This is a genomic window from Streptococcus mitis, from assembly GCF_003942795.1.
Taxonomy (GTDB): domain Bacteria; phylum Bacillota; class Bacilli; order Lactobacillales; family Streptococcaceae; genus Streptococcus; species Streptococcus mitis_BJ.
In genome coordinates this window covers 1-2244 of the sequence record NZ_RJNY01000047.1, presented here as the reverse complement: position 1 = coordinate 2244, position 2244 = coordinate 1, and the positions used below count along the sequence as shown (strand labels likewise).

Annotated in this window: 3 protein-coding genes and 2 pseudogenes; all 5 read left to right on the top strand. The window is 34.7% G+C overall.

All coding sequences use genetic code 11. From position 1 onward, the window contains the following. A pseudogene (locus tag D8847_RS10400) lies at positions 1-450 on the top strand (hypothetical protein); the annotation flags it as partial. 72 nt (positions 451-522) lie between these two features. Then, positions 523-966, top strand: coding sequence for a hypothetical protein (locus D8847_RS10395; protein WP_125841482.1), 444 nt, complete (start codon positions 523-525; stop codon positions 964-966). Beyond that, positions 966-1313: a hypothetical protein gene (locus D8847_RS10390; RefSeq protein ID WP_125841481.1), complete on the top strand. Its 348-nt coding sequence runs from the start codon at positions 966-968 to the stop codon at positions 1311-1313. The genes D8847_RS10395 and D8847_RS10390 overlap by 1 nt, the downstream gene beginning before the upstream one ends. A 41-nt stretch (positions 1314-1354) precedes the next feature. After that, on the top strand, positions 1355-1798 hold the full coding sequence (locus tag D8847_RS10385) for a hypothetical protein (RefSeq protein ID WP_185757959.1): 444 nt from the start codon (positions 1355-1357) through the stop codon (positions 1796-1798). Beyond that, positions 1798-2244: pseudogene (locus tag D8847_RS10380) on the top strand (hypothetical protein); the annotation flags it as partial. The gene D8847_RS10385 and the pseudogene D8847_RS10380, both read left to right, overlap by 1 nt.

Genomic DNA, 2244 nt, shown 5'->3' with positions numbered 1-2244 from the left:
CTCCGAGGAATGGCTCATTACAAGGACTTGAAGTCAAAATGGTCATCAGGTGGCATTAGTAGCTCTGAGGAAATATACTTAGATGCAGCTCAAGGTTCTATCCTATCATCATCTATGGCTACAGCAGCAAGAACGGGATCTGATGAAGTCAGCGCCTTAGCCAAAAAAGCCAATCAGGAATTACAAGAAATTTGGTCAAAAATCGACTTTACGAGCTACACAGCATTAGCTCCCTATGAGGTTGAGGCCATTTTTGCTAGTCAAGGTATCACTCAAGCACAGTTTATCGACACGTTTCAGACAGAGACAAATCAAACAACCACTAAGATGAATGCTTCCGCCCAAGCATTTGAAAATTTGGATAAACAATTACAGGAAGTCATCGAAAAAACAGTGGCAACAGATAAGCAATTAGCCAAGGAGTTTCAACAATGGAAAGAAAAGATGTAAAACAACTTTTTCTTATTATAGTGTAATATAGACAAATCTTATAGTATAGTAAGAAAAAGGAGAAAAACTCAAATGAACAATTCTGGAATTAAAAAAAGTCATAAAAGGCTACTAATCGTTTTGTTAGTTGCATTCATTACAGCAGGAGGTGTTTTTATGTTTAGCATGTTAGGGAAATCTCAAGAAGAGCGTCGGAATAGAGAGTATGAAGTTAGTTTGGTGAATGCTTTAAAGAATTCCTACCAAGAGATTAAGGAGATTAAGATTATGGATCCTTACTATAATGACAAACCGGGTTCGTGGTCTTGTGATATTTCAGTACAGTTCAATGATAGTCAAACTATTACTTATGGAATTAATCACAGATTAACCTATAAAGAAAACCATGATGGTCTTATGAAAGGAAATACTAATGAAGAAATTGATCAACAATGGTCTATACTTCAAAAACACATTGGTAAAACAGAATCTACAATATTAGTACGATATTCAAATGGTGAAACAGGAGAGCAATAATGGTATTTAATTATACTGATAATCAATTGAATAATTTAAACCAAGATTTTGCGGTCTATAGTGTTAATAAAGAATTTTCAGAACGCAATAAAAAGAAATTTGTGACAGATAATCCAAATAATAAAAACGAAACCAACACTATAACCACTTCAGATGGCCAAGAGTTCCGTGTTATTGCGACTAAGTCTCACCGAGGAACAGGTTTTGATGGTTTGGCGGTAGCTCCCATAGTCAACGGTGAACCGGATTATAAAAGTATAGCTGTGATTGCTGCGGGAACGGATCCTGGGAGTCCTACTATGATTGATAGATTTAAAATAACTTTTTCTTATTATAGTGTAATATAGACTGATCTTATAGTATAATAAGAAAAAGGAGAAAAACTCAAATGAACAATTCTGGAATTAAAAAAAGTCATAAAAAGCTACTAATCGTTTTGTTACTCGCAACCATCACAGCAGGAGGTATATTTATGTTTAGCATGTTAGGGAAATCCCAAGAAGAGCGTCGAAATAGAGAGTATGAAGTTAGTTTGGTAAATGCCTTAAAGAATTCATATGAAGAGATAGAAGAAATCAAAATTTCCAATCCAGAATATACAACCCCTCCGGGCGACTGGTCTTGTGATGTAAATATTCTATTTTCAGATAAAGTAAAAATAGAATATCGTGTAGGCCACTCTTTAAATGACGTTGAAAATTATAATGGTTTTGTTAATGGAAAAACAAATAAAGAAATAAATGACCAGTGGGAAATATTGAATTCTCATAAAGGGAAAACAACATCTTTAGTTACTATATATTATTCGGATAAAGAAAAAGGAGTACAGTAGTGGTTTTCACTTATACAGATAAACAGCTTAATGAATTAAATCAAGGGAAAAATGTTTATAGTTCCAATCCAGAATATGCCAAGCGAAAGGGTTACAAAATTGTTACTCCTTCGCCTAAAAATAAAGGTGAAACAAACACCATAATATCCGATGGTCAAGAGTTTCGTGTTATTGCGACTAAGTCTCACCGAGGAACGGGTTTTGATGGTTTGGCGGTAGCTCCTATAGTCAACGGTAAACCGGATTATAAAAGTATAGCTGTGATTGCTGCAGGAACGGATCCAGAGAATCCTACTAAGATTGATGTTTCCACTGCCATTATTGAAAGAGATACATCCTTATCTCCTCAATATTTGGTAGCAGACCGATTTGTAAAAGAAATTATGGATGACCCTAGATATGAAGTTAGTCAACTTTCTGGTTATTCACAAGGGTCTTATATGCTA

Excerpts from the sequence above, each read along its gene's own strand:
- D8847_RS10395 (WP_125841482.1), top strand. The coding sequence starts at position 523 with ATGAACAATTCTGGAATTAAAAAAAGTCATAAAAGGCTACTAATCGTT.
- D8847_RS10390 (WP_125841481.1), top strand. The coding sequence starts at position 966 with ATGGTATTTAATTATACTGATAATCAATTGAATAATTTAAACCAAGAT.
- D8847_RS10385 (WP_185757959.1), top strand. The coding sequence starts at position 1,355 with ATGAACAATTCTGGAATTAAAAAAAGTCATAAAAAGCTACTAATCGTT.